Source organism: Methanoregula sp. UBA64 (genome assembly GCF_002502735.1).
In the GTDB taxonomy this organism is placed as follows: domain Archaea; phylum Halobacteriota; class Methanomicrobia; order Methanomicrobiales; family Methanospirillaceae; genus Methanoregula.
This window is the reverse complement of record NZ_DAQC01000001.1, coordinates 658,978-683,361: the sequence shown is the minus strand read 5'-3', so window position 1 is coordinate 683,361 and position 24,384 is coordinate 658,978. Positions and strand designations below refer to the sequence as shown.

Below are 24,384 nucleotides of genomic sequence, written 5' to 3'. Positions count from 1 at the left end.
ACCTGCCTGACGCATCAAATGAGGAAAGGAATTACCAAAAGATCAATCCGGTAATACCAGAAAAAACCCCGTCAGGATAATAAAAAATCCTGCAAGAATGTATCTGTTTTTCTAAAACAACAAAATTACAACCGATAAAAGGTATTTTTTTGAGATATAAAGATTATTTAATCGAGTTTCCTTTTACCCATGGACTCGATATACATGATCTCTTTTCCAATCTCAAGGGTGCCCTTCTTATCATCGGGGATGGCAATCTCGAAGTTGGAGTAGTCTTTCATGTCCATGAGTTGTGCCATATCGCCGGCAATGGAGATGACCTGGCCGCTCTTCCTCTCGACAACGGGGACGTAGGTTTTAGTGGAGACCGGCGATACAATGGACCGCTTGACACCATCAAAGATGCCGACTGCGTCGATCCGTGCCTTTGCCGCGCCGTGTTTCCCGGGCTTGGAGGTGGCAAGGCCGACTACCTTGCAGGGTTCATCTTCGATGACAATATACCGTCCTTCCTTTATCTTTCCGATTTCTGTTTGTTCCTTCATTACCTTCACATCCTAAAACGTAACCATATCCTAAGCGCAGAAGTAATTTATCTTTATTGCCTTACATAAATACAACGCTGACTGCATTTAGAGGTTTTTATCACTATGGCCTTCCTTTCTGCCTGTAAAGAAATTGCATGCCTTGTCCGCGAGAATGTCCGCCCGCTGGTAGGATCGCCGGAAGGCGGAAAGGTGCTCCACATGGGGGCCGACCGCACCCCCACCGAGAAGATCGACCAGGTGGCGGAAGACTGCGTGCTTGAGTATGTCCGGGAACACGCACTGTGTTCGCTGTTGATCAGCGAGGAGGCAGGCAAGGTGCCCGTTGAAGGCGGGGAAGGGACGATCTTCCTCGACCCTGTGGACGGGACCTACAATGCCGTTGCCGGGATCCCGTTCTATGCCCTCTCCCTTGCATGGGCAAAGGACGGCGTGGTCCAGCAGGCGTTCGTGCAGGATCTTGCAACGGCAGAGACCTTTACGGCAATTCGGGGCAAGTATGCACGGTGCAACGGGAAAACGATCCATGTGTCGTCAACCTCCCGCCTCGACCAGGCGGCAATGAGCGTGTACGGCAGGAAATTCGATCCTACCCGGATGATGCAGCTCGGCCACAAGATCCGGCGCTGGCGCCTGCTCGGGGCATCGGCACTCGAACTCTCCTATATCGGGGCCGGGCGGATCGACGGATTTGTCGATCTGCGGGGTACGCTGCGGGTAACCGATGCAGCGGCGGGGATGCTGATCTGTACCGAAGCCGGGGGTTCAGTGACCGATCTCGACGGCGCCCCCATCAGTTTCCCTGACGAAGTGACCGTGGGCCGGTGCCTTGTTGCGACAAACGGCGTGCTCCACCACAAGGTTATCGAGTATTTACGGTGATCTCCGATGAAGTGTCTGTTAGTCTCACGGATCGACCTGCCCGGCGCCCTGTCCTGCGCACGGCAGATCCATAAGGCCCTCGTAAAGAAAGGGGTAGAAGTACTTGTCGAGCAGGACACGGCCGCCTGCCTGGGCGAACCCGGTGTCCCGTACAGCAGTGTCGTGGCGGATGTTGCCGTGGTTATCGGCGGCGACGGCACGATCCTCCGCACTGTCCAGCAGATGAACCCGCAGATCCCGATCATCGGGGTCAACCACGGTGAGGTGGGGTTCCTTGCCGATCTCGAACCGGACGAGGCATGGGAGTTTATCCGGACGCTGGTCTCCGGCTTTGAGGTCGAGAAGCGGATGCGGCTCTCGCTGTTTATGAACGACCAGCCGCTCGGCGAGGCCTTAAACGAGGCGCTCATTGTCACGACCCGCCCGGCAAAGATGCTCCGGTTCTCGATCGTCATTGACGGCAGGGTCTCCGAACAGTTCCGCTCGGACGGCCTCCTGGTGAGCACGCCTACCGGCTCGACCGCGTATGCCATGAGCGCCGGGGGCCCGATTGTCGACCCCCGCATGGAAGGCTACCTGGTAGTCCCGCTCGCCCCGTACATGCTTTCCTCCCGCCCGCACTTTATCGGCAGCGACCGCCGCTTAGAGATCCGGCTTGAGAGCTCGAAACCGGCCAAACTGGTGATCGACGGTCAGAAGACCGTAGAGCTGGGGTGCATGGCAACGCTTGCGGTAAAACGGTCCGACCAGCCGGCCCTCTTTGTCGATGCCTACCGCAATTTCTTTGAAAAGGTCGACGAAAAACTCCGGAAATTATAAACCCGGTGCCTGACGACCAAAAAGAACAAGCCTTTTCTTTTTCGGCAACCCCATTCTTTGTTACGAAGGTGGTAACCCGTGCAGGTCTCCATGAAGCTTGAGATGAAGGATTCTCCCGGACAGCTGGTCGCAGCCCTCAAACCGATCTCGGATGTCGGGGGAAACATCATTGCGGTCATCCACCACCGCGACCCGGATCCCACCAGTCATACCTTAAACGTGCAGATCGTGCTTGCCCTTCCCGAGGGCCGCCTCGACCGGCTCGTGGCTCTCCTGAAGGAGCAGGGCGTCCACATCCAGCGGATCGGAAAGGAACGCCTGCTCTACAAGCGCACCGTGATCCTGATCGGCCACCTGATGCACACGGACCTGTCCGATACGGTAGACCGGATCGATTCCACGGGATTTGCCGAGGTCTGCGAGATCTCGATGAGCATGCCCGCCATCAACGAACGTTCAACATCACGGGTCACGATCAAGGCCACGAACCGCAAAGACATGGACTCTGCGGTTGCGGTTCTCCGCAGGGTTGCGGGGGAGAAGTCGCTTCTTTTAATCGAACCCCTGGAGGAGACCGCATGAAGGCAGCGCTGATCGGCCTTGGGTCCGTGGGACGCGGTATTGCGGAAATGATTGCCCATAAGGACCTCGGGATCTCGGTCACGGGAATCGCGGATTCCAAAAGCGGGCTTATCTGCAATGCGGGAATCGATGTTGCCGCAGTGCTCGAAACCAAACAGAAGACCGGAGCCTGCGGCGATCCGGCCGTCTCCGCTGAAGAGATCGTAAAAAAAGCCGATTACGATGTCCTGATCGAAGTAACGCCCACCAATGCCCTTACCGGCGAGCCGGCGCTCGGGTATATCCGGGCAGCCCTTGCCCGGAAGAAGCATGTCGTGACCTCGAACAAGGGGCCCATTGCCCTTGCGTACCGCGAACTCTCGGACCTTGCCAAAAAGAACGGCGTGGCGCTGCGGTACGAGGCAACGGTCGGCGGGGCAATCCCGATCATGCATGTGCTCGAAGACGGGCTGTGCGGGAACGAGATCATCGCCGTCCGGGGCGTGCTCAACGGGACCTGCAACTATATCTTAACGAGGATGGCAGCAGAGGGACTCACCTACGAGCAGGCGCTCATGGAAGCCCGGGAGATGGGGTATGCCGAGGCAGACCCGACCTACGATGTGAAAGGGATCGATGCGGCGATCAAGCTGGTGATCCTGGCAAACACGATCTGGGGCAGCGGGACGAAACTTTCCGATATCGATGTGACGGGAATCGACCTGCTCACGCCGGATGCCCTGCGGCTTGCCGAGGACGGGGACTGCACGATCCGGCTGATTGCCGAGGCGATCCCGGGTAAAAAGATCTTCCGGGTCTCTCCCCGGATGATTGGAAAGGATCATCCGCTCGTTGTCGAAGGCTCCTTAAATGCCCTTACGCTCGAAACCGATATGGCAAAGGAGATCACGCTGATCGGGAAAGGGGCCGGATCGGTCGAGACTGCAAGCGCAATTATCGGGGACATCCTCTACATCCGCGACCATTATGGCAGGCGTGCTTGAACACCGGCGTGAATACCTGCGCCTGATGCGCCAGTTCACGCAGGACGCCGGCTTTTTTACCGTTACCGATATCCAGAAAGCCGCCGGCATCCCGCGGAGCACGGCGCAGGACTGGATTAGCCGCCTGGTCCGGGAGGGCTGCGTTATTGTCCGCAGGGAGAAGTCCGGGCGGGCTGCTGCACGGTATGCCGCAATCTCTGCCGTGCCGCAGAGTACCTGCCGGCGGATCTTTACGACAACCGACGGGGAGCGGGTCGAGATCTTCCACGAGTGCCTGAGCGGGGCCTGCGCATCGTTCTGCGGGTTCCACCATGCCCGGGCCGGCGGGGTGCTTACGAGCGTCCACCGCGACGGGACGCTGTTGCGCGAGTGCGCCCGGACCGGGAACGCCGAGATCGAGATCGGGTTGTCTCCCCGGGCGGCGGTGGGGGTCGCCGGTATTTCCCTTGAGGGCGACCGCATTGTCCAGCGGATCCGCTGTATCGGGGGACCGGCGTACTCGCTGACCGACATGATGTCCCGGGCGGACGGCGTTCTCAATGTCCGGCCCGGTGTCCGCGAAGGTATTGTGGAAGGGCTCGTCTGCACCCGGGCCCTTGCGCACCTGACGATCGGTGTCGACGATACGGATACTGAGGAAGGGGGCGCCACGTTTGCCCTTGCTCTTGCCCTCCTGACCCGGCTGGTTGCGGAGAAAGGGGTGCTGCCCATCAGCCACCATGTCGTGATGCTCTTTGAGAACATCCCCGAGAAGACCGCCGGGAATTCCGCGAGCTACATCGAGCTTGCCGTGCCGCCGTCCCGGATCGATCACGTGATGGCAAAGGCCCGGGAGTTTGTGGAGAACGAGGCTCTCTCCCCGGAATGGGGGATTGCCCTGTACCGGGGGATGACAATCCCTCCCCTGCTCCGGGAGTTCGGGCAGCGTGTGCGTGAAACGGTGGTGGACCGGAGCTTTGCCGAAGCAATGGCGGGGAAGGCGGGCATTGTCCTGTACGGGGGCCGGGGCGTTATCGGGGCGCTGGGCGCGATTTCCCTGGCCCGGCTGCCGCACGAGGTCCAGATGGATCCGCTGCGGAAGATCGATGAAGCGTGCTCCTGAGGCCGGGAAGGTCTGCCCGGGACCCGGAAGGGCCGGATCGCGATAAAACCCGGTGCCCTTGCCGTACCGGAATGACGCTGCCGTGATGCAACACGGATCTTTTTTTTAGTGGGAGGTAGTCCCCTCTTCGGAACAAACCCTGAGGGATGGGGCCGGTTTTGAGGAAAAAGAAAACCGGAGGGTGGGGGTGGGCAATAATTTTGGAGGGGACACCCCGCCCGGCCGGGCACATGGGAGAGGGGTGACCCCCTCCCACTCGTACGATCGGCCACCCCCACCTCCATCAGGGTACGGAGGGGGCACCCCCCTCGTCCGACGAAAGGCTCCCACAGAAGCACACATTCCGGTGCCGGAACCGGGGGGTAGTCCCCCCTCATGCTGAGGGAGGAGGGGGGAGGGGTCGTGAGGCTCAGGGAACATTGGCGGGGGGAGGGGGGGTCCCGAACTGTCCGGGTGGGGGGACTACCCCCCCTTCCCGGTTTTTCCCTGCGTACGGGTTCACGTCGGAGTTCCACGGGAAACTGTGCCCCGATTAGTGGAAGTGTGGGGGGGTAGTCCCCCCTCTCGCTGAGGGTGGAGGGGGTGGGGGCTTGAGGATCTGGGAACGTTGGTGGGGGATGGGGGGTCAGGGCCGGGAATTTTTGGAAGGTGCCGGGTTGCGGTCCGGACATTTTTTTGAAAACATCAGCAACGGATCCGCTCTTTTTTTGCAAAGCTCAGCACCGGACCTGACCTTTTTTTAGAATCCTCAGCAACCGATCTGCTCTTTTTTTTAAAAGCTCAGCCCGGGACCTGAACTTTTTTTAAAATCCTCAGCAACCGATCCGCTGTTTTTTTGAAAACCTCAACCCGGGACCTGACCTTTTTTTGTAAAGCTCAGCACCATGGCCGGACTTTTTTTATGTACAGATGCCTGTTCCGATATGTCTCCGTCGAAGAATTTGATGATTATTCGTGGGTTGGGCAAAAGAGGGGGTGGTGCCGTTCTTTTTTTATAATTCTCAGCAACCGATCCGCTCTTTTTTTGTAATCGCCACCTCCCGCCCCGCACTTTTTTTGAAAACCGCACCAACCGATCTGAAGATTTTTTAGAAAGCTCAGGTCCGGGCCCGGACTTTTTCCGGAAAGCTCAGCAACTGATCTGAAGATTTTCCGGAAACCTCAGCACCGCGATCGATCTTTTTTTGAAATTGCCAGCTCGCAACCGGGACTTTCAAAGAAAAGTGTGGCTGGCCGTTTGATCCGGAAAATAAACGATGCCCTACGCGCAAAACGCCTCGTCGGGTTTTGCGCTACGCACTTACCTTGATCCTAAAACCCCTTTCCTCTCACTTGCCCAGCGAGGGCCCGACGAGGCGCCCGAGCGACTCCGAGCCGAAGCGAGGAGGGGGAGGTATCGCTGATGACAGAAATGCATTTACCGAACCTTAACAGAGGCCCGTATCTAGACGCTTTGGTTATGTGGAGTGGCGTCATAAATTCTTTTGAAAAGATTTGTACCGCATAAATCCCAAATTATAACTTCAAAATGTCCGGATACGAGAAAAATGGTGATTTATGAATAAAAAAAATTATACCTGTCAGATTATACGTAAGTAATAAAACACAAGCATTATTGTAACAAAGATTGTTAACTCAGTATAATTAGTGGAGTGGGACCTTTTGAAATTCGAACCTGGTGACATTGGCGTTCGTTTGTTGGAATCGATAACTCGCGGACTTTACGATGGCAATCTTAATTGTATCAGAGAATATGTGCAGAATGGCATTGATTGTAAAGCAGACAAAATTGAGATTTATTTGGAAAACGGGATTGAAAATCTCGTCATTAAAGATGACGCAAAAGGGATGACAAAAGAGGAGTTAAGGGATGCATTACGCCTAGGTTGGTCATCAAAAACGGAGGATGATGTTGGGTGGAGAGGTATAGGAATATGGAGTGGTATATCTGTTTGTAAACGGATGGCAATTATCACAAAAGCTAAGGGCAGTGAAAAGTACCTTATTGAAATTAATTGTGATAAACTTCTTGAAGAGATGGATAAAAACAAAGATGTTTTTGAAGTGTTATCCGCTGTTACCGGCGAAATTAAAACATTGATGTTGGGACGCGAAGAATCATTAGCAAATGATCACTATACGATAATTCGCTTAGAGAGAATATTGCCCCAATTAAGAACTGTTTTCACCAAAGACGATATTCAAAGATATCTAGAGGATAATATTCCTGCACCCTTTAATCCTAATTTCATGGAGGGGAAGGAAATTAATAATTATCTGAAGAAAAATGGAGTTGAGCTCCAAAAAACAGAGATAATGTTTCAAAATGAGAAAATTTTTAGACCTCCACGTAAGGCGATATCATCATTCGATGAAATCATTAAACACAAATTTGTCCTAAATGGGGAAGAAATTGCTGTTGCATGGTTTGTTACGACTAAAAATAATCAATTAATTTCTGATGAGATTGGGGGGGTCATCTTTAAAAAGAAAGGTTTCACTATTGGGAATACATCATTTGTGGTAAAACAATGTAAAACGTCCTATAATAAATGGCAAGTTGGGGAAATTCATATTGTCTCTAAAAACTTCCGTGAAAATGCCCCACGCAATAATTTTGAATCTGCAGATAACCTTGAGGATTTTTTAAGGGAAGTCGGGGCATATATTGGAAAATTAGGTGCGCAAAACAGATACCAATCCGAAACAGTGGTCACAAAATATGTGGAAAAGGCCCAAAAATTAGCCGAACAAGGAAAACTCGATGATGCCGAACAAGAAATAAAAAAAGCGAACGATAGACTCAAGAGAAAACGGAGTTTCCCAGATGAACCCTCTCTGGCAATAATGAAAAAACCCATTGATGAGCAATCAAAATCTGATAAAAAGGTATTAGACTCCCTTAAAAAACAGATAAAATCTGAAAAAGATGCACGAGCAGATACAACAGATGAATTGGCCGGTGCGAAAAACTTGTTTAATTCCTATAAAAGAGGAATGGATATTGACCTGCAAAACTATGAAAGGAAATTTTCTTCACATGGTAAATTGGATTTTGATATCAGTATAACAAGACCGTTAATAGACTTACTCCAACAAAGAACTGGATTATCCACAAATGAACTCAAAGATCTTTCAAACGCAGCCTATGGATGGACTGCAATTAACGCATCAATAAAAGATCCAATATTGACAGTTGACCCTCTCCTGAATGACAGATCGCTTAACTCATATGAACTAAATAAGGCTCAGAACAGGAATCGTGAATTTGGGGTTATGGTTTATGCAATTCATGATTTATTGGTAAATGTAAAAAAGCATAAACAAGGCTATCCCACGTTAGAATGGTTTGAGACTGCGTCGGATGCCGAAAAATATAAAATGCTTTTGGAAATCTATGCTACATTAAATTTTATTCTCAGACTCATCAAGCTGTCAGAGCCATATCAGCCATAATGCCAGTGACCGATCCTAGAAAGGATCCCAATCTTTTTGTACATGGGGGAGTAATATAATCGATATGAGAATTTTACTCGTTGAACCCGAATACTATACCAAATATCCTCCATTGGGGCTAATGAAATTAGCCTCATTTTATAGGTCGTGGGGAGATGAAATCAAGCTTGTTCGGGGGCTTGTCGAATGCGATTCCTATAACCCGGATAAAATCGAAGTTACGTCACTGTTTACATATGCATGGCAACCTGTCCATAAAGCAATAGAATATTATCACAAAAAATTTCCATCAGCTTCAATTCGAGTTGGCGGTATTTATGCATCAATAATGCCAGAGCATATCAAAAAAAATCACTCCTATATTGAGGTACATAGAGGTCTTTTTGAAAAATCCGAATCTTTTCTTCCCTCATATGATATTTTGCAGTCCGTGGAGAAGTGGAGAGACTGGAACAGCTCAATAGTATTTACTTCGAGAGGTTGTATACGCAAATGCCCGTTTTGTCTTGTTCCACAATTGGAAGGTGGAATTAAATCTGTTGCATCTAACGTTCGAGATTATATTTTCCAGGGCCACAAGCAGATTATTTTATGGGATAACAATTTTTTTGCATCTCCTGATTGGAAAAAGACAATAAAAAACCTAAAAGAAACGGGATTGAATATAGATTTTAATCAAGGTCTCGATGCAAGATTAATTGACGAAGAAAAGGTCTCCGCGTTAGGTGAATTAAAAATTACTACAATACGTATGGCGTATGATTCTCGCGCTCAAAAAAAGAGTGTACAAAAGGCGATAGATTTACTCGAACAACAAGGATTCAGGAAGAAAAAAATCTTTTTTTATGTACTATATAATTTTTTTAATGAGAAACGGAAATGTGGGGATACCCCGGAATCATTCTTTGAGATTATTAATGATCTGGCGGAATGGGGCTGCGTTTCATATCCCATGAGGTATGAGCCAATAAGATCCTTAAAAAAGAATTCCTATGTATCTCCCAATTGGACGCAAACACAGTTGGAAAGTGTTGCGGATGCCCGACGAGTAATTGGTTTTGGGGGCGCCTTCCCTCCATACAGAGGACTTGTCAATAAATTTTTGCAGGCTCGTAATTTTGATGAAGCATTCGAATTATGGCCTAAACAAAGTTCATCCACTTTAATTAAACAAGCGTCTGAAAATAACCCTTCAAAATCTGAGACCATTGCATAACGGTGAGATATTATTCTTTCCCCAACTCACAATAAAATTCAGACCGTATTTTTAGAGAGGTTTTTGGAACATCTGGGATAATTGCTTGCTCCCATCGGCCGCATTTTTGGCATCGCCCCACTAAACATATCCCTTTAATATTTTGCACCTCATATCTATTATCTGATATTATTAACCGCAGGTGCTTTCGGATGCCTGGTAATACGGATTATGATGTTTTTTTCAGTCATTCAAGCCGGGATCATTTGGAAACGGACAAACTGCTTAAAGCCCTAACAGATAAAGGATTGAAAGTCTGGTATGATGATAAAGACATTCAGGACTACGTGGGAATTACCAAATCTGTTGAACAAGGCTTGGCCCATTCTAAAATCTTGCTTGCATATTATTCTCACAATTACCCCAAGTCCCGTTCCTGTCAGTATGAGCTGACCTCCGCCATCATCACAGCGCATAAGATAGGGAATTTCCCCACCCGGGTTCTGGCAGTCAACCCCGAAAAAGGATACGATCATATTCATCCATTGGTGATCCGAGACGAGTTGCAGCCGAACCGGTATCTTATTTCTGGCGACTATGCCCAAATTGCAGATACTATTAATGATCATGTCCAGAAAATTAGCACGGTTTTTGAGGGAATTGTCCGTCGGGAAAATACCGTGTGGTACGGCAAAACGGGTATCGGATCCCGTCGGTTCGTGGGGAGATTTCCCGCAATGTGGGAACTTCATTCCGCCCTCCATGAAAATGATTTTTATATGATCTCAAAATCGCACGCTCCGGCTCTTGTTCAGCTAATAGGTATGGGGGGAATCGGAAAATCCCTTCTCGCGGAAGAATACGCCCTCTGGTTTGCCTCAGCGTTCCCTGGGGGAGTATTCTGGTTAAACGCATTTGGCAATTATGACGCCAAAGCGTCATTAAAACATGAAGAGAGGGAAGCCGAGAGGGTCCGCCAGCTTTTAGATATTGCCTGCATATATGGGGTTAGTACAGATGGCAAAAAGCCGAATGAAATTATTGCAGAACTTAATCGAAAACTCATTCAGTGCGATCTGCCGTTTCTTTGGATCGTTGATGATTTACCTGCAGGAATGAACGAAGCCGAGGTGAAGTCTTGGTTTGCTCCTACGGGTTCACAGGGACGGACATTGATTACCTCAAGAATCTCTTCTTATGATGCTTTTGGAAAAACGCTTAATGTTGATCCTCTGGAGCCCGAAGAAGCTTTCGAGCTTCTCTCAAAATGGAAAAACCCCCGGGATGACGAGAATGCGGCTCGGGAGCTCGCGAAATCACTTGGGTACCATCCTCTAGCTCTAGATATTGCGGGAGCACAACTGAAACGCTCGTTAAGTAAATGTCCATTTTCGGATTTTAATCGCGAACTTGCAGACCGATCAAGTGATACATTGGAGGAATTGGCAAGAGAATTTGCCGGATTACTTCCCACAGGTCACGAAAAGAGTATTGCGAAAACATTTCTCTTTAGTATTGATCAACTGGACAAAGAAGGGCGGGATTTTCTGATCCTTGCATCAATGCTTGCAACTGCACCAATTCCCGGGGTACTTGTTTCAAAAATATTCTCAAAAATAGATGCAGTAGAGGAAAAAGTCGGGAAAAAGAGGGCCGAAAATGCGATTGCACTGGTAGAACATCATTCTCTCGCCAAATATGAAAGGGGCGATATACCTTCGTGGGGAGTACATACTCTTATCTCCCGTACAGTTCTGATTAGGTTCCGACAAAAGAAAAGATTCTCAAAGATGCAAGTAGCAGCGCTGGATGCAGCGATTGAAATATTTTCAATTATTCAAGATGGATGCATCCACCCGGAACTGGAACTAATTTTCCCCCATGCCCGAGAATTAATCAATTTTAAGAAAGACCTCAAGACGGCTAAATTGATGGGATGGCTTGCGGAGTTTGAACGTTGGCGTGGATCATATGCTTCTGCAATAAATCTTTACAATCGTGTGTTAGTTATTCAAAGACACACCGGGGATGATGAGACTTCAAAAATCCTCGTCACTATGGGTAACCTGGCAATAACTTTCAGGGAGGCGGGACAACTTGCCAAAGCCCGAAAACTTCAGGAATACGTACTTGCACGACGATTAAAAATTTATGGAAAGAATACGCGAGAGACCATTGTTGCCATGAGCAATCTATCTATGACTCTAGGGGTCCTTGGAAAAGTTACTGAATCCCGAGAACTCCAAGAAGAAGCGCTTGATCTCTCAAAGAAATATTTGGGGCCGAAACACCCCGACACTCTCGTTATTATGGGAAGTCTCGCTTCAACGCTTGATGATCTTGGAGAATACACAAAATCTCAAGAACTCCATGAACAATCATTAGCACTATCTAAAGAAATTCTTGGGCCGAAACACCCCGACACTCTCATTTCTATGGGCAATCTTGCGTATACATTTCATAATACTGGGGATTATGTTAAGGCCCAAGAACTGGAATTGCAAGTGCTTGATCTTTCTAGAGAGGTGTTAGGGACTGAACATCCGAACACACTCACGGCTATGAATAATTTGAGTGATACACTTAGTCATCTGAACAAAACAGATCAGGCCCGAATTCTTCAAGAACAAGTATTCATTATTTCAAAAAAAAATCTCGGGCCAGATCATCCCGATACTATCATTGCAATGAATGGGTTGGGTAGGATATTATTTGAGTTGAATGACTTCACAAAAGCTCAAGAACTCCAAGAAAAAGTGCTGATATTCTCAACCAAAATCTGGGGTTCGAAACATCCCCATACTATTAGATCAATGATATCTCTTGCAGGTACCTTCGCGACTCTTGAAAATTTCACTAAAGCTCAGGAACTTCAAGAACAAGCACTTGATCTCTTAATTGAAACATTAGGTCCGGAACATCCGATGACTTCAAATGCAGTTATCACGCTCATGGCGATATTATTTGCACAGAAAAAATACCGTGATGGAGAAAAAGTCATGAAGAGTCACATAAAGGTGCTTTTGGATAAAAATTATGGAGATCATAACATAAATCAACAAAAAAGCTTGGAATTTCTTTATTTACTTAAGGAAAGTTTGCAAGATAACTAAACAATGTGGAGTATACTGGTTGGGCAGTCTGCAATGATCCCGCCGATTATGATCAATACCGGGTTCAAGGATACACTATCTCGTCCTTTTTGCCGGGTGGAGGGAATAACAGTGTATTCCCCTGTCATTTGTGACGGGATCCCGGTAAATTTATTGAGAGAAATCTGTCACGTCAGAATCAAAAAACAGAGCTTCACACCATCAGAAAAGGAATGCTGCTAAGGGGATTTGAACCCCTGTCGCGGGCGTGAAAGGCCCGCATGATTGGCCCCTACACTATAGCAGCAGGTAATGTTGCTCTATCTAGTTTCACGCCGCCTGATAAATAGGTTATGGAACGGGCGGGAGGCCGGATGGCACCGGGAAATTCTCCTGCATACCCGCTGCCTGCGATTGCCCGCCAAAAAAAAGGATGAGGCCCGGCCCTCGCGTACCGGGTCTGGTATCGGTACCGGGTTTTTAGCTTATCGCCGCTTTGCTGCGGTCCTCTTTGCCGGGGCCCGGCGGATGACCGGCTTCTTTACCGCAGCCTTCTTTGCCGTGGGCTTGGGCTTTGCCTTTGCCACCGCAACGGTCTTTTTCGCCGGGGCTTTTTTCGCTGCCTTTGCCATTACCTTACCGGTTGTCTTTGCGCCGGCCTTTGCCGCAGCCTTCGTGCCGGTGGCTGCCTTGGCCTTTGAGCCTGCCTTTGCGGTAAAGACCGGGTATCCCTCGCTCTTGGTCACCGCGTGGAACGCTTCCATCAGCTGGCGGGTGACCGGGCCGGGCTTGCCGGAGCCGACGACCCTGCCGTCAACCCAGGTGATCGGGGCGATCTCCGCTGCCGTACCCGAGCAGATCAGCTCGTCCGCGGTATAGAGATCGAAGTACCCGAGGTTCTGCTCTTTGACCGTGATGCCGAGCGACTGTGCGATCTCGAGCACCACCATCCGGGTAACGCCCCGGAGATTGTTGAGCGTGTGGGGGGTGAGGATCTCGCCGTTCTTGATCACGTACAGGTTGTCCCCGGACCCTTCGGCCACGTACCCGTTCGTATCAAAGAAGATCGCCTCGTCGCCGCCCTTGTAGTTCGCCTCGATCTTTGCGAGGATATTGTTGAGGTAGTTGAGGCTCTTCACGTTCGGCGGCAGGCACTCCGGCGGGTTCCTGCGGACCGAGACCGTGATCGCCCTGAGGCCCTTCTCGTACAGGTCGCCGTACATTGCACCCCAGGTGACCGCAATCACGATTGCCGATGCTTTCTTGCACTTGCGCGGGTCGAGGCCGAGATCGCCGACACCCCGGGTGATGATCGGGCGGATATAGGCGTCCCGGAGCTTGTTTCTCCGGAGCACCTCGCAGATCGCCTCGGCCATCTCCTCCTTTGAGATCGGCGGCTTGATGTCGAGCGTCTTTGCCGAATCGTACATCCGGTCGATGTGCTCTTTTAGGCGGAAGACCCGGCCATTGTAGGCACGGATCCCTTCAAAGACGCCGTCCCCGTAAAGAAGGCCGTGGTCAAAGACCGAGACCTTGGCCATGCCCTCCGGCAGGTACTTTCCATCAAGGTAAATGATCATAAAATGTTGTGGGGGCTCTGTAGTATTGTAGTTTTTTCTTTGATCCGGAATTTCACCGGTAAACGCTGCCGGAATTAAAAAAGAAAGCCCGGCACGTTAGTGCCGGTTCATGCAGGTGTCGATGAAGTTGTGGAACATGTCCCGGCTCGCCACCGGGTGGAGGTGGGTATAGCTCCCGAGAGTGTTCTTCGTCACCGCTCCGTCAAGGTTGTCTTTGATCCCCGTACCCCGGGTGAGCTGGTAGGCATACGTGGTCTCATTTGCAAGGCGGACTTCGGAATAGTGGAACTCGTGGCCCCGGAAGCACGAGCGTCCGAGCGGGCACGCAGCCCGGCTTTTCCCTTCCACGTAACTGACCACGCGCCGGGCAGGCATCCGGGTCTCTCCTTTAAAGACCCCGCACATCTCCCCGGAGATCTCCTTTTCATGGCCCTGCCAGCCGGCGGCAAGGTTCATCCGTTCGGTGAGGTACATGAGCCCGCCGCACTCCGCGTAGATGGGCACGCCGTTCGTGGCCGACTCGCGGATCGCCTCGCGCATTTTGTCGTTGGCTTCAAGGCCCGGAACAAAGAGTTCCGGGTAGCCCCCGCCAATGATGTAGCCGTCCGCTTCGGGCAGCCGGTCGTGGAGCGGGCTGAAATGGATGGTCGTTGCCCCGAGCGATCCGAGCACATCGAAGAGGTCTGCGTAATAGAAGTTGAACGCCTCGTCGAGCGCGACCCCGATACGGACGTGCTGCTCCGGTGCCGGGTCGAGATCGGTATATCGTACTGCCGGCGCTGGAGTGTCCTTTGCGAGCGCCAAAAACCGGTCGAGGTCAACGTACTTCCCGATGATCTCGGTGATCGTTTCTATCCGTTTGTCAAAATCGCCCTGCCCGCTCCCTTCGCGATAGGGAACAAGGCCGAGATGGCGCATGGCAAGCTGCATCTCCTCCATCCGGGGGATGGCGCCGATCACGGGCACGCCGCAGTAATGCTCGATGGCCCGGGTCGCCTTTTCCTTGTGCGACCCGCCCTTTACCTGGTTGAGGATCACGCCCGCGATCCGGACCCCGGGATCGAAGCTCTGGAAGCCTTTGACGATTGCCGCTGCGCTCCGGGTGATGCTCTGGGCCGAGACCACGAGCACGACCGGGAGGTCGAGCACCTTTGCAATCGCTGCCGTGCTGCCGATATCGTCGAGTGCCTCGGCTCCTTCATAGAGTCCCCGCACGCCTTCGACAAGAGCGACATCGGCCCCCCGGCACCCGAACGCATAGATGTCCCGGATCTGCCCCTCGCTGAGCGCGAAGGTGTCGAGGTTCCGGCAGGGCCGGTGCGAGACTGCGGAGAGATAGGAGGGATCGATGTAGTCCATCCCGGCCTTGTAGGTCTGGACCGTGTATTTCTTCCCAAGAAGTGCGGCAAGGGCGAGCGTGATGCTCGTCTTCCCGCTGCCCGAGCGGTCGCCGGTGACAAGGATGGACTTCATCGGGCCATGCTCCGCAGGACTGCTCCGAACTCGCTCTCCACGATCTCGCGGACCCCGAGCGTCCGCGGGTGGAGATCGATCTCTACGAGCACGTGTTCGTGGCCGATGGCATGGAGGGGAGCTACCTGCCGGGGGCCGTTGGTCACCGAGAAGCACTCGATGCCCGTGGTGTATTCCGGCGGGATTGCGTGCGGCACGCCCGCGATCAGGGCAAACGACGGCTTTATCGCCTGGATCCGTTCGCCCAGCGCATCGCCGTTTGCCCCGTATTCGTCAAGGGCCCCGGCAAGCTCCGGGGTAACCCCGCGTCCGGCCATCTGTTCCCGGATCCGTTCCGCATCCGCCCGGACCTTGGGCAGGCCCCGGTTGTCGAGGTTGGCGATATAGGTGATATCCGCATCCGGGCAGGCATCGTGCAGCGCCAGGAGTTCGTCGGCGAACATGTACGCGGTCTCCTTCTTCGCGTTCAGGATCGCCACACCCTTTGCCCCGCTCTTTGCGCAGGCAACGAGCCGTTCAGCCGCCACGTGCTTGAGGTCGCCCCGCGAGGGTTCGATATATGCCTGCGAGGCAGCGCCCCGGACCTTCTCTACCTCGTTTGCCTTCTCCATGAGCCGGTGCTGGCGGGCAAGCTCGTCTGCGCTGATCCAGCCGGCCTCTGCCGCTGCATCGAGCGTTGCGAGCACGCCGGCAATATTTTCCGGGAAACCGGCATGGATATCGACGGCAATGGCGGGAGTCGTGATCCCCGAGCTGTCTATGGCCGATGCAAGGTCTTCCCCGATGATCATCGAGACGCAGGTCCCGATCACGGCGATCTTTTTGGGGGAGAAATGCTCCTCCGCGTACCGCAGCACCTCTTCGAGCGGTTTCTGGCCGCCGAAGATGAACTCGTTGTCCGCCAGGGCCGTAGTAAGCACCCGCATCCCGTCCTCTTCGAGGAGTCGGGCGTGCTTGAACGAGCAGCCCGAGGGGCCGTGCAGGACTGCGACATCCACTTCCAGGTCGCGGGCAGTATACAGGGCGGCAACAATCGAACTCGGGCGGGGATGCATGAACCGTGCTGGTGGCATATCTATCGTTATCTCCAGGTCTTGACCGCAAGCACGATGGCTCCGGACGTGGTTGTCTCAAGTGCTTTTTTTTCTGCCTCAAAAAGGCTTGTGCAAACGGTGCTGCCCGGCGCCGGGCTGCCTCCGACCCGGATCACAGTGTCGGGACCGATCGCAGTAACGGCCCGGGCAATTTCGCTGTCGGGGAATCCTTCGCAGACCTTCCCGTCGCTCTCTGCCTGCCCGATGACAAGCGTCAGCTCCGTTTTGCCGGTGCAGGCCCGGGCATAGCGGGCTGCCTCGATCGTGGTATCGGCGTTTGTCCCGCTGTTTGCATTGTCGATGACGGTAATATTCCCCATCACCCGGCGCGACATGCGCCCCGTGATGCCGGGGAAGTTTGCGAGCGGGGCCGGATCGTACCCGAGCAGGGCGGCAGCTGCACCGGCAAGGGCGAGCGGGGTGCGGTACCCGTCCAGCAGGAGGAGCGGGTTTTCGAACCGGAATGTCCGGCCGCCGAGCCGGATCGTGCAGGCGGTTCCGGATACTTCTGCACAATCCTCCAGGTGGACGGCAGTTCCCGCACCCGGCGCAGCAATGCCGGGGGCAAGAAGGACCCGGGGGCTTTCCCGCACCGATGCAAGTTTTACCGCAAGGGCGCTTTTTTTCCCGTTTGCGCAGCGGTAGTCTTTGCCCGACGTGACGATCGCAAGGTCGCCGGCCCCGGTCACCCCGAGGGATTCCTCGGCCACGAGCCAGCCTCCTGCTTCGCGTGCACGTGCAGCCGCAGAGAGGACGGAAGCCGGCGTAATGCTCGTCTTTTCCAGAAACTGCTGCTCCGGGAAACGGTACGTGCCGGCCGAGGTATGCAGGACGCCCGGGCCGGGCAGGATCGAGGCAAGTGCATGGGCCGTGGTGGTCTTTCCCTGCGCCCCGGTGATCTCGATCATCGGGTGAGGGAGTGCAGAGCCTAAAAGCCGGCGAACTGCTTCGTGGTGGGTGATCACCGGCGCTTTTTCTAAAAGAAGGAGGGGATGGTCCGGGTCGAGGTGGACCGGGGCAGTCACAAGATCGTACTGCCCGGTTTTTGCCCGTGCTTCTGCATCGGGCGTTGTGCCGCGGTACACGTCAACGGCATCGGCAGTGATACCTGCCGCCGCATATGCGGCAGCGATCGCACTGCCCCCGTGGATCGTATCGAGTACCAGCACCTGCATATCCGGTTTTTTAAATCAGCGTGAGTGCTTTTTTCGCGTTCTTTACCATCAGTTCGGCAAGGAGCGGGTCGATACCGATCGGGTCTGCGTATACGAGCGGGACGCTCTTCCCGTTCAAGGCAAAGCTGCCTTTTTTCGAGCCCTCGGGAAGGCCGATCTCTCCGGGAATGTCTTTTTCAATGTGGACGCCTTTTGCAAGGAACAGCGGGACAACCACGAGCGCATCGATCTCTTCTTTTTTGAATGCTTCGAGGGACTCCTTAATCGAGGGCTTATTGATATTCATGAACCCGCACTTCACCACAAAACCGGTGTTCTGTGCGGCGATCATCTTTCCGGTTGCTTCGATGAGTTCCTGGTTGTAGGGCATCGTGCTGCCGTGGCCTACAAGTAACATTCCCTTCTTAATCATATAGCACATAGTATTACCTTTATCGTTAAAAATTATTACCAATCGATCCGGACGGCGGGCGGCTGTGCCATGATCGGGTATTCCTGATCCAAACAGATTTGAGCTGATAACCGCAATGGATAAGACCAATGACGGATGCAGGAGAGCGTTTCGGTATCATCATCAATGACCGGGTGGTAAAGACCCCGGTAGTGATTGCGTCCATGGCCGGGATTGTGGATGCGGCGTATGTGCTCGCGAGACAGGCACATGCGGGCCTTGCGTTCATCGGCGGGTATGCAATCGATGCCCCGACGATGGCAGCGGCACAGGAGATCGCAAGCAGCGGGGACCGGAAGGAATTTTTGTACAATGACCCGGTCCCGGTCCTTGAAAAGGAACTTGCCGCCCTTGCCTCCTCGGATGTTGTCTGCGGCATCAGCCTCCGCGGCGCTTCTCCTGAATCCTTTGCCGCCATTGCCCGGGCGTTAGGGACAAAAGCAGTGTACGAGATCGATGCCCACTGCCGGCAGGCGCCCATGGTGGCGGCCGGGGCCGGGGAGTATTACCTGAAAAACCCCGACAAGCTCGTTCCCGTAATACAGGCCCTCAAGGCAGAGGGCGTTACAGTCTCTGTGAAGATCCGTGTCGGTATTGCGGCCGACGACCGGGCGCTTGCCCGGACAATCTGGGCAGCAGGAGCGGACATCATCCACGTTGACCTCATGGATGCGGGAACTGCAAAGCTCCGCCAGATCCGGAACTCCTGCCCGCTCATCATCATCGCCAATAACTCGATCACCACGTTCGATAAGATGCGGGATATGCTCTCCCACGGGGCCGATCTCGTCTCGCTGGCCCGAAAGTCCGATAACGAAACGCTTGCCCTGCTCGATACTGAGATCGTGAAGTACGCGGACACCGACGGCTGGTACAACTCGCCAAAACAACTCTGCCGGGGCGGGGATATCCGGGCGCTCACTTTTTGCTGCATGCCGGTCAAGGAATGCCCGCTCATCCCGACGCTCGCAAAAGTCGGGATGACCAACGAGGAGTATGCGAAGCTCAAGTTAAACGCGGTCGAGGGCACGCCCCTTGCCGGCGGCCCCCACACCTGTTTCGGGAGCCTTGCCTGGTGCTGCAAGACATCCTCGCCCTGCATGTTCCGGGACATGACGCTTGCCCAGGAAGGGCTCCCAAAGAAAGAGTATATGCGGCTGAAACGCGAGCTTTCTGAAACGATTATGGGCCGGATCTTCCATGATGTCCCCTCTGACCGGAGCAGCTGAACGGGCACAGCTCGCCATGATGCTGGAGGTCTGTGCGTTCCCGAAGCCGGGAAACGTAGACCGCTGCCACGATTATTCCGACACGACACTCGAACACTTCTTAGCGTCTGCGATCCTTGCCCGGCCGGCGCTTGAAGAAGCTGCGGCCGGGAAAGGCAGGATCGGCGAGATCATCGGCCACGCGGTAAAGCAGACGAACGTGCACAAGGGGGGTAACACCCACTTCGGTGCATTCATCCTGCTTATCCCGCTCGTGTACGGCGGCGGGATTAACGGGGCCGTCCAGGCAGTTGCAAAGACCGATGTCTCGGACGCGGTCGCGTTCTACAAGGCGTTTGCACTGACAAATGTCCGGATGAACAAGACCGACGAGATCGATGTAAACGACCCCAAAGCCCTGGACATGCTCCGCGACCGGAACATGACGCTCTATGACGTGATGCAGCACTCGGCGCCCAACGACATGGTTGCCCGGGAGTGGGTAAACGGGTTTATCCTGACCCGGCGAGGGGCCGATCTCCTGCACCAGATAGGCCCGGGCCGCGAAGCGATCGTCGAGATGTTTTTGACCCTGCTTGCTACCGAACCGGACACGTTTGTCATAAAGAAGCACGGCCGCGCCGTGGCAGAAGAGGTGCTCCATAAGGCCCGCGAGGTGCTGGACGGGAAAAAGGTGCTTGAAACGCTCGATGCCGAGTTCATCGCGGCCGGGATTAACCCGGGGTCATTAGCGGATATCACGATCGCAGCTATCTATGTTGCACTCTCGGAGGGCTGGGAATGGGACTCTTAAAAGGCGGGATCAACGAGATCATAGCCACGACTGCAAAAAACGCTGCCCCGATCGGGATCCATTACCGCGAGGGGAAAGCGACCATGATCCTTTTTGCCGGAACCCATACCGCGGCAAACATCGAGCGGGACGGCTGGGTGGTGGCAAATATCATCCACGACCCGGTGCTGTACGTAACAACGGCATTTGGGGATCTGCCGGACGAGGCATTTGCGGAGGAGCCGGTCGGGAACCGGGTGATGACCCGGCTCGCTCGTGCGGATGCCTGGATTGCGTTCTCGGCAACGGTCGAGAAAAAGACCGCAGAAGCAATTGTGGTTGCACTCACGCAGGAAAAAGAGATCGTAGAGGAGGTTGCGGTCTGGCCGGTGAACCGCGGCTTCAACAGCATTGTCGATGCGACCGTGCACGCTACCCGGTACCGGGTAAACCACGACCCAAAGCTCAAGGAACTGATCGACTACCATGCCGGGATTGTCCGGAAGTGCGGCGGAAAGAAGGAACTCGCTGCGCTGGCACTGCTCGAAGGATACCTCGGGCCGTCCCCCTGATCGCCCCCTCCCTTTTTTCCTTTTTTACCGCCATGGCCCGGTAACCCTGCTCCCCGGAAATCTGCCGGAGGGTTCCCGGCTGTTTTCGGGATGTCTCCGATCCATACCTTAATGGTACGGTTAAAAAATAGGTAGTATCCATGAGAGAAGAGATCCGGTGGAAAATTATCGTGGCGCTGGGGCTGGTCACCCTTTCCCTCGCACTCTATACCCTCCATTTTTTCATCTTCCAGGACCCGGAGCATATCCTGATCTTCCTTGTCAGCGACATCGCGTTCCTGCCCATCGAGGTGCTGGTGGTCACCCTGATCATCGACCAGATGCTCGAATCCCGCGAGCGGCAGCAGCGGATGGAGAAACTCAACCTTGTCATCGGGACGTTCTTCTCGACCGAAGGAACGCCGCTCCTTGCCATGCTTGCCGGGGCCGATCCCCGGGCCGGCGATCTTCGTCGGGAACTGGTTGTGCAGGAAAGCTGGACACCCGCCCGGTTTGCAGCGCTGCACAAAGAGCTTGCAGTGCACCCTCCCGCGGTTGACATTGCCCGGCTCGATACGGCCCGGTTTGCAGAATACCTCTTCTCCCGCGAAGAGTTCGTGCTCCGGGTTGTGGAAAACCCCATGGTCTTCGAGCACGAGTCGTTTACCGATCTCCTGCTCGCGCTCGGCCATGTGACCGAGGAGTTCAAGGCGCGGCAGGGACTTGCGGCACTTCCCCCGGCAGACCGTGCCCATCTCGAACGCGATATCAACCGGGTCTATGCGGCGCTTGTTATCCAGTGGCTCAGGTACATGGAATATATCCACGGCAGGTACCCGTACCTCTTCTCGCTTGCCCTGCGTACCAATCCGTTCGATGAATCGGCATCTGTGGTGATATCGTAAGGGGCCGCGCTGGTGATGCGGTTAAAAAAAATCGGATGCGTTGCCGGATATTTTTTCGGAAACTCTCCGCCCGCTGCAAACTTTTTAATAAAATTGTTCTGCCCGCGACCCAGACATTTTTTTGGCTGCGTGAACGAATTTTCCAAAAATATCCGGCCGGATTATCCGGATTTTGTCTGCGGGATCATGATGGGGGCTGATGCCCCCATGCCCCCGGTTGCGATGAGTTCCGCCGCCCCCGGCGGGGCGCCCCCGCGGCGGATCAAGAAAAAAATTCCGGGGAAAGATCGCTTCACAACAAATCTCGTTCAACAGTTTGAGGCACTATCGCAACCGGGGATGCCCGTGCGGCGGGGGAGCGAGCCCCAAAGAAGCACATCCTTTTGAAGAGTTTAAGGGATTTTGTGCGTCAAATTACCGGAAAATAACGTATCTGTCCTCCCGGATGCCTTTCCGGTCGTTCCAAATGCGCAATAATGGCAGATCCCCCTTTTTTTCGCAGAAAACCGGATCGCGTTTTTCCCGATCGGGAACCCCCTTTATTTTTCGGTCGTATTGCCCTTTTTAGCCCTGCCCGGATTCACGGACAAGCTGTAGATCAACCGGTTTTTCGCGATCACAGGAAGCCCGCTAAATTGCACGGTTTTTTCTTCGTTAAAACGTCCCGTTTCAAAAAATACCGATTTAAAACAAAAATCATGGAGTGGATTGGCACTATTTCCACTGGAACTTTCCGGTCGCGATCCGACACCAAAACCTCTCCGTCGGAGAAACGATCATGGGAGACGGTAGGTCCGGCCATCCCCTCCTTTATAAAGGGGGGTAATCTCCAGGTAAGGTTGCCTGCCCGGAGTGCGGGTTTATGTAATCGTCCGGCTTCCACCAATCGATCTCAAGAAACAACGGTCGGGTAAACCCGGAGCCTCCGCCACACTCGCTCGTGCCGGGTTCGCAGCCAAAATTTTCTTGGGAACCATGCCGGGTACGGCAGCGCCCGGAGATCGCGGAGATCCTCGGAATCAAATCTTCGTACATCGCATCCGGATCGATCCGGTACGCGGTCTGCCGGACCCGGACGATGCAGGCCGTTCCCGGCTTGAAAACAAAAAGATCGTACGCAAAACCAAAAAAAAAAGATGCCGTGGCATTGGCATCAGGCTGCCGGTTCAGTACAACCGGCGTGAGAGATGGGGCATGTGCATTCAGAGTGAAGGAAAAAGGATGATTACATCGCCTTGACGCGGCGTGCAACATCCTGCCCGAGCTCGTAGCATTTTTTGAGCTCGGCAGCATCGGGCTTGTAGAGCACTTCGTAGCCTTCGTTGATCGTCTCGATGCCCGCATTTTTGAGCCCCTCGGTAACGATCTTTATGGCGCCGCCCTGCCCGCCATGCGAGCCAAAGGCGCACCCGATCTTCTTTGCGGTCAGCCGGCCGGGCCGGATGCCGTGCAGGTAGGAGAGGAAATCGGCTACGGTCGGATACACCTCGTCCTGGAGTGTGGGAGTACCGACAAGAACCGCCTTGGAATCGAGGATCTCGGTGACCACATTGCTCCGGTGCGTCCCTTCAAACCGGCCGTCTTTTAACATGCAGACTTTCACCGCAACGCCTTCTGCCATGACGCCTTCGGCAATCATCTGCGCCATGAGATCGGTCGAGTGGTGCATGGTGTCGTAGACGATCGTTACCTTGTTCTTTGCAACGCCGTTTGACCAGTTCACGTACGCGCCGATGATGTCAGCGGCGTACGATCGCCAGATGACCCCGTGGCTCGGGGCGACCATCGCAATCGGGATCCCGAGTTTCGTGACCTCGTCGAGCTTCTTTAACACCTTGGGCGCGAGGGGTACGATCAGGTTTGCAAAGAACTTCTGGGCATGGGCGAGAGAGGCCTCCTTTCCCAGTTCGTCATCGAAGCGCTCGCAGCTCGCGATGTGCTGGCCGAACGCATCGTTCGGGAAGAGGATCTTGTCTTCGGCAAGGTAGGTGAACATGGAGTCGGGCCAGTGGAGCATCGGGGCTTCGACAAAGACGAGCGTCTTTCCGCCAATGTCGAGCTTGTCGAGGCTTTTTATGGTCTTAAAGTTCCAGCCTTTGGTATCGTAGTGCTTGCCAAAACCGGTGACTGCGGCTTCCGTACAATAGATCGGGACATTGGGCAGCATTTTCGTGAGCATCGGCAGTGCGCCCGAGTGGTCCTTTTCCACATGGTTTGCCACGATGATATCGATCTTTTTCGGGTCGATGATATCTTTTATGCGTTCCATCATCTGGAACTCGTGGCCGGGGTACGTGTTGTCGATCAGTACGTTGTGCTTTTTCCCGAGCACGAGGTACGCGTTATAGGTCGTGCCCGGCAGCGTGTAGCCGTGGTAGTCGCGCAGGTTCCAGTCAATGGCGCCAACCCAGTAGACGCCTTCTGCAAGTTTTGTAGCCTTCATGGTAGTTCGCCTTTCGTTCGGAACTATACGAACATTCTATTGTTTACGAACAGAT

At 53.6% G+C, this 24,384-nt stretch carries 18 protein-coding genes, 1 tRNA gene and 1 pseudogene; 12 read left to right on the top strand and 8 right to left on the bottom strand.

Annotated elements, in window-relative coordinates; all coding sequences use genetic code 11:
* Window positions 1-167 precede the first annotated feature (167 nt).
* Complete coding sequence (locus BP758_RS03305; protein WP_292368678.1) at window positions 168-545, bottom strand: translation initiation factor IF-5A; 378 nt, start codon at window positions 543-545, stop codon at window positions 168-170.
* Window positions 546-650: 105 nt separating this feature from the next.
* On the opposite strand from BP758_RS03305, the gene BP758_RS03300 reads away from it, so the two are divergent.
* The 8 genes from BP758_RS03300 to BP758_RS03265 all read left to right on the top strand — a co-directional run bounded on the left by BP758_RS03300 (window position 651) and on the right by BP758_RS03265 (window position 12,677).
* A complete protein-coding gene (locus BP758_RS03300) occupies window positions 651-1,427 on the top strand; it encodes a bifunctional fructose-bisphosphatase/inositol-phosphate phosphatase (RefSeq protein ID WP_292368676.1) in 777 nt (258 codons plus the stop codon).
* A 6-nt stretch (window positions 1,428-1,433) separates the two neighbouring features.
* Window positions 1,434-2,246 (top strand): NAD(+)/NADH kinase, encoded by an 813-nt coding sequence (locus BP758_RS03295; RefSeq protein WP_292368674.1) that lies wholly within the window; start codon window positions 1,434-1,436, stop codon window positions 2,244-2,246.
* A 90-nt stretch (window positions 2,247-2,336) separates the two neighbouring features.
* Window positions 2,337-2,828, top strand: a complete 492-nt coding sequence (locus tag BP758_RS03290) for an amino acid-binding protein (RefSeq protein WP_292368672.1) — start codon at window positions 2,337-2,339, stop codon at window positions 2,826-2,828.
* On the top strand, window positions 2,825-3,811 hold the full coding sequence (locus BP758_RS03285) for a homoserine dehydrogenase (protein ID WP_292368670.1): 987 nt from the start codon (window positions 2,825-2,827) through the stop codon (window positions 3,809-3,811). Before BP758_RS03290 ends, BP758_RS03285 begins: the two co-directional genes overlap by 4 nt.
* Window positions 3,795-4,913 carry a helix-turn-helix domain-containing protein gene (locus BP758_RS03280; RefSeq protein WP_292368668.1) on the top strand — a complete coding sequence of 373 codons (1,119 nt, stop codon included), beginning with the start codon at window positions 3,795-3,797 and terminating at the stop codon, window positions 4,911-4,913. Before BP758_RS03285 ends, BP758_RS03280 begins: the two co-directional genes overlap by 17 nt.
* A 1,662-nt stretch (window positions 4,914-6,575) precedes the next feature.
* Window positions 6,576-8,369 (top strand): ATP-binding protein, encoded by a 1,794-nt coding sequence (locus BP758_RS03275; protein ID WP_292368666.1) that lies wholly within the window; start codon window positions 6,576-6,578, stop codon window positions 8,367-8,369.
* 64 nt (window positions 8,370-8,433) lie between these two features.
* Complete coding sequence (locus BP758_RS03270) at window positions 8,434-9,585, top strand: hypothetical protein (protein WP_292368664.1); 1,152 nt, start codon at window positions 8,434-8,436, stop codon at window positions 9,583-9,585.
* A gap of 191 nt (window positions 9,586-9,776) precedes the next feature.
* Window positions 9,777-12,677: a tetratricopeptide repeat protein gene (locus BP758_RS03265; RefSeq protein ID WP_292368662.1), complete on the top strand. Its 2,901-nt coding sequence runs from the start codon at window positions 9,777-9,779 to the stop codon at window positions 12,675-12,677.
* A gap of 213 nt (window positions 12,678-12,890) precedes the next feature.
* On the opposite strand, the gene BP758_RS03260 is transcribed toward BP758_RS03265, so the two are convergent.
* From BP758_RS03260 to cfbA, 6 genes and pseudogenes are all read right to left on the bottom strand, one after another.
* A tRNA-Glu gene (locus BP758_RS03260) sits at window positions 12,891-12,963 on the bottom strand.
* 409 nt (window positions 12,964-13,372) lie between these two features.
* Window positions 13,373-14,236, bottom strand: a pseudogene (ilvE, locus tag BP758_RS03255) (branched-chain-amino-acid transaminase); the annotation flags it as partial.
* 96 nt (window positions 14,237-14,332) lie between these two features.
* A complete protein-coding gene (gene cfbB / locus BP758_RS03250) occupies window positions 14,333-15,709 on the bottom strand; it encodes a Ni-sirohydrochlorin a,c-diamide synthase (RefSeq protein ID WP_292368661.1) in 1,377 nt (458 codons plus the stop codon).
* The gene (cfbD, locus tag BP758_RS03245; protein ID WP_292368659.1) at window positions 15,706-16,782 is read right to left on the bottom strand and encodes a Ni-sirohydrochlorin a,c-diamide reductive cyclase catalytic subunit; all 1,077 of its coding nucleotides are present in this window, start codon (window positions 16,780-16,782) and stop codon (window positions 15,706-15,708) included. Before cfbD ends, cfbB begins: the two co-directional genes overlap by 4 nt.
* Window positions 16,783-16,790: 8 nt before the next feature.
* Window positions 16,791-17,978: a coenzyme F430 synthase gene (gene cfbE / locus BP758_RS03240; protein WP_292368657.1), complete on the bottom strand. Its 1,188-nt coding sequence runs from the start codon at window positions 17,976-17,978 to the stop codon at window positions 16,791-16,793.
* 10 nt (window positions 17,979-17,988) lie between these two features.
* Window positions 17,989-18,390: a sirohydrochlorin nickelochelatase gene (gene cfbA / locus BP758_RS03235; RefSeq protein WP_292368655.1), complete on the bottom strand. Its 402-nt coding sequence runs from the start codon at window positions 18,388-18,390 to the stop codon at window positions 17,989-17,991.
* Between the two features lie 128 nt (window positions 18,391-18,518).
* Between cfbA and BP758_RS03230 the strand changes: the two genes are divergently transcribed.
* The 4 genes from BP758_RS03230 (at window position 18,519) to BP758_RS03215 (ending at window position 21,886) form a co-directional block, all read left to right on the top strand.
* Entirely contained in the window at window positions 18,519-19,658 is a 1,140-nt protein-coding gene (locus tag BP758_RS03230) for a methanogenesis marker 9 domain-containing protein (RefSeq protein WP_292368653.1), read from the top strand.
* Entirely contained in the window at window positions 19,630-20,451 is an 822-nt protein-coding gene (locus BP758_RS03225; protein ID WP_394339191.1) for a triphosphoribosyl-dephospho-CoA synthase, read from the top strand. Before BP758_RS03230 ends, BP758_RS03225 begins: the two co-directional genes overlap by 29 nt.
* Window positions 20,439-21,002 carry a DUF447 domain-containing protein gene (locus tag BP758_RS03220; RefSeq protein ID WP_292368651.1) on the top strand — a complete coding sequence of 188 codons (564 nt, stop codon included), beginning with the start codon at window positions 20,439-20,441 and terminating at the stop codon, window positions 21,000-21,002. Before BP758_RS03225 ends, BP758_RS03220 begins: the two co-directional genes overlap by 13 nt.
* Before the next feature lie 140 nt (window positions 21,003-21,142).
* Window positions 21,143-21,886, top strand: coding sequence for a hypothetical protein (locus BP758_RS03215; RefSeq protein WP_292368649.1), 744 nt, complete (start codon window positions 21,143-21,145; stop codon window positions 21,884-21,886).
* A 1,225-nt stretch (window positions 21,887-23,111) separates the two neighbouring features.
* On the opposite strand, the gene BP758_RS03210 is transcribed toward BP758_RS03215, so the two are convergent.
* Window positions 23,112-24,329 (bottom strand): FprA family A-type flavoprotein, encoded by a 1,218-nt coding sequence (locus BP758_RS03210; RefSeq protein WP_292368647.1) that lies wholly within the window; start codon window positions 24,327-24,329, stop codon window positions 23,112-23,114.
* Window positions 24,330-24,384: the final 55 nt, after the last annotated feature.

Coding starts and splice junctions, on each gene's coding strand:
- cfbA (WP_292368655.1), bottom strand. CDS start 18,390: ATGATTAAGAAGGGAATGTTACTTGTAGGCCACGGCAGCACGATGCCC.
- BP758_RS03290 (WP_292368672.1), top strand. CDS start 2,337: ATGAAGCTTGAGATGAAGGATTCTCCCGGACAGCTGGTCGCAGCCCTC.
- cfbD (WP_292368659.1), bottom strand. CDS start 16,782: ATGCCACCAGCACGGTTCATGCATCCCCGCCCGAGTTCGATTGTTGCC.
- BP758_RS03270 (WP_292368664.1), top strand. CDS start 8,434: ATGAGAATTTTACTCGTTGAACCCGAATACTATACCAAATATCCTCCA.
- BP758_RS03220 (WP_292368651.1), top strand. CDS start 20,439: ATGGGACTCTTAAAAGGCGGGATCAACGAGATCATAGCCACGACTGCA.
- cfbE (WP_292368657.1), bottom strand. CDS start 17,978: ATGCAGGTGCTGGTACTCGATACGATCCACGGGGGCAGTGCGATCGCT.
- BP758_RS03265 (WP_292368662.1), top strand. CDS start 9,777: ATGCCTGGTAATACGGATTATGATGTTTTTTTCAGTCATTCAAGCCGG.
- BP758_RS03225 (WP_394339191.1), top strand. CDS start 19,630: ATGATGTCCCCTCTGACCGGAGCAGCTGAACGGGCACAGCTCGCCATG.
- BP758_RS03215 (WP_292368649.1), top strand. CDS start 21,143: ATGAGAGAAGAGATCCGGTGGAAAATTATCGTGGCGCTGGGGCTGGTC.
- BP758_RS03305 (WP_292368678.1), bottom strand. CDS start 545: ATGAAGGAACAAACAGAAATCGGAAAGATAAAGGAAGGACGGTATATT.
- BP758_RS03295 (WP_292368674.1), top strand. CDS start 1,434: ATGAAGTGTCTGTTAGTCTCACGGATCGACCTGCCCGGCGCCCTGTCC.
- BP758_RS03230 (WP_292368653.1), top strand. CDS start 18,519: ATGACGGATGCAGGAGAGCGTTTCGGTATCATCATCAATGACCGGGTG.
- BP758_RS03280 (WP_292368668.1), top strand. CDS start 3,795: ATGGCAGGCGTGCTTGAACACCGGCGTGAATACCTGCGCCTGATGCGC.
- BP758_RS03210 (WP_292368647.1), bottom strand. CDS start 24,329: ATGAAGGCTACAAAACTTGCAGAAGGCGTCTACTGGGTTGGCGCCATT.
- cfbB (WP_292368661.1), bottom strand. CDS start 15,709: ATGAAGTCCATCCTTGTCACCGGCGACCGCTCGGGCAGCGGGAAGACG.
- BP758_RS03285 (WP_292368670.1), top strand. CDS start 2,825: ATGAAGGCAGCGCTGATCGGCCTTGGGTCCGTGGGACGCGGTATTGCG.
- BP758_RS03300 (WP_292368676.1), top strand. CDS start 651: ATGGCCTTCCTTTCTGCCTGTAAAGAAATTGCATGCCTTGTCCGCGAG.